We start from the raw sequence: 2,226 nt of genomic DNA, 5'->3' as shown, positions 1-2,226 counted from the left end.
TGCAGGTGGAAAACACCGAGCCGGAAATACTCACCGAGGACTTGACGCCTGCCGTGAAGGAGGCGCTCCCACTGCTCGTAGAGGCGCTTGCCGCCGAGCTTGCCCGCCTCGGAAAGCCGCTCATCGACAAGGCGACAGGATTGCCTTATCTGGGTGAATAGACGCGTTTTTGGAAAGGGACGCGATGGGGAATCGCCCCCGCCGCTCACGCCCCATTGCGCACAACAAGAAAAAGCCCGCCGGTTCATGAATGCCGGCGGGCTTTTGAATCGTTTGGTCGAAGAATGCTAGATTCCGAGGAAACCTTGCGTGCCAAGAAGTCCAAGCAAGCCCAAGACGATGATGACGGCTGCAATCGCGCCGATGAATGCTGCGATGATAGCGATGATAATGATGGGGGAATCTTCCATGTTCAACTCTTTCGCACCAGACGAGCGCTTAGCCCGTAATCTATTAAACCTGAACAATCATACGCCATATCCTGCGGAATTCAAGCACATGCATGCGCGAAGTCGGGGAACGGAGCCTGCGTGCGTGAAACAGGCGCAGCGTTACAGGCTGTATTCTCGACGGGTTTGTCACCCTGGGATGATGACGAATCCCACAAGGCCGCAGAGCACTGCGATGCCGATGGCGGCCGCGACGTCCTTGGGGAAATGCACGCCGCCCACGATGCGTGTGAATGCGACGGTGCCACATGCCACGATGCCGAGCACGCCCCAGTCGAGGTGCACCCATGCAAGTGCGAAGGCGATGATGGCCGCGCTTGCAACGTGGCGGCTTGGGAGCGATTTCCCATACGTGTCCTTCACGATGATGGGGTCGATATCGTAGAGATCGTATGGGCGCGGAGCGTTAATGCGTTCGCGCAGGAACGTGACGAGCGCAAACGTGAACGCTGGGACGACGATGGCCTTTATGAACCTGAAGTCGCCCGATGCCACGAGCACGGCAAGCATGATGAAATAGGCGATGGCCACCGCCATGACGAGCGTACGGTCGAGCATGTTGATGACCTGGGAGGCCGTCTCGCCGCGAAACCGCGCGGATATATGCTTGTACCAATCTGGATAAAACATGCCACCATGATACACGATTGGCATCAAAACAGGCGCACAGGAATAGACCCGATGCAAGCCCAGCTGGCTGCTATCCCACCCGGAAAGCCCAGCTCAGCAGCAAGGCACGTAGCCGCTTGCGCAGCTCGACGAGGGAAATCCAGCGAGTTTTCGCCAGAGCAGGACGCTCCAGTTCGCATCCGGGAAGCCCAGCTCAGCGGCAGGGCGCGTAGCCGCTTGCGCAGCTCGACGCAGAAAACCCAGCGAACTTCTCGCCAGAGCAGGATGCTTCAGTTCGCATCCGGGAAGCCCAGCTCAGCGGCAGGGCGCGTAGCCGCTTGCGCAGCCACTGATTTAAAATATTTTTTAATAGCGAGCAGCTGTAGGCCTAGCGCCCTGCCGCTGAACTGGGCGGACGATCGGAGGGCCCGCGCGAGCAGGGGAAGAATCACACTCACAGCAGAGATGGGACGCTTCTCCAGGGGAAGCGTTTCAATTCGAGCCGGGGGAGCCCGGCTCGGCGGCAGGGCGCGTAGCCGCTCGCGCAGCCACTGACTTGAATCATTCCAAAACGCGAGCAGCCGTAGGCCGAGCGCCCCGCCGATGAGCTGGGCGGGCGATCGGAAGGCCAGCGCGAATACCCCTTAACGCTGTCATTCGCATCCGGGGAGCCCGGCTCGGCGGCAGGGTGCGTAGCCGCTTGCGCAGCCACTGACTTGAATCATTCCAAAACGCGAGCAGCCGTAGGCCGAGCGCCCCGCCGATGAGCTGGGCGGACGATCGGAAGGTCCGTGAGAGTAGTATAAGCAGATTATTATTTGCGTCAAAAGCAGCCCAGCTCAGGGGTATACGCACCCTTGAGCCGGGCGGATGGCATGAGAGATGTGAGCAAATAACCTTTGGCGGTGCCGTCTAGCTCCGCTTGGCGCGGGGATAGGGGCTTCCGCAAGTCATCTTGCCTTCAGGGCAGGCGCCGCGGACGCAGCTCGGGCCAGCTTCGGCAAAGATGAACGGCGCTGTCGGACGGGCGAGCTCGAGCATTTTCCAAGCAAGCTCGCGAATCTCCCATTGCGCGCGGTTGCAGCAGCGTACGGTGAAGAAATGCAGCAGCTCGCGGATGTTCATCGTGACGACGATCTTGGTTTCAGCTGCGTTTGGAAGAATGTAG

The 2,226-nt window shown here is 59.8% G+C and carries 3 protein-coding genes; all 3 read right to left on the bottom strand.

What is annotated here, in order from left to right; genetic code table 11:
- Positions 1-287: 287 nt before the first annotated feature.
- On the bottom strand, positions 288-410 hold the full coding sequence (locus AC04P6_RS04715) for a hypothetical protein (RefSeq protein WP_475565450.1): 123 nt from the start codon (positions 408-410) through the stop codon (positions 288-290).
- A 168-nt stretch (positions 411-578) separates the two neighbouring features.
- Positions 579-1,007, bottom strand: coding sequence for a phosphatase PAP2 family protein (locus AC04P6_RS04710; RefSeq protein ID WP_475565448.1), 429 nt, complete (start codon positions 1,005-1,007; stop codon positions 579-581).
- A gap of 963 nt (positions 1,008-1,970) precedes the next feature.
- The coding region (locus AC04P6_RS04705; protein ID WP_475565447.1) for an FAD-dependent thymidylate synthase at positions 1,971-2,226 on the bottom strand (256 nt) is incomplete at its 5' end.

It is taken from the genome of Denitrobacterium sp. (genome assembly GCF_056180635.1).
This window is presented reverse-complemented; position numbering and strand designations above follow the sequence as displayed.

Excerpts from the sequence above, each read along its gene's own strand:
- AC04P6_RS04715 (WP_475565450.1), bottom strand. The coding sequence starts at position 410 with ATGGAAGATTCCCCCATCATTATCATCGCTATCATCGCAGCATTCATC.
- AC04P6_RS04710 (WP_475565448.1), bottom strand. The coding sequence starts at position 1,007 with ATGCTCGACCGTACGCTCGTCATGGCGGTGGCCATCGCCTATTTCATC.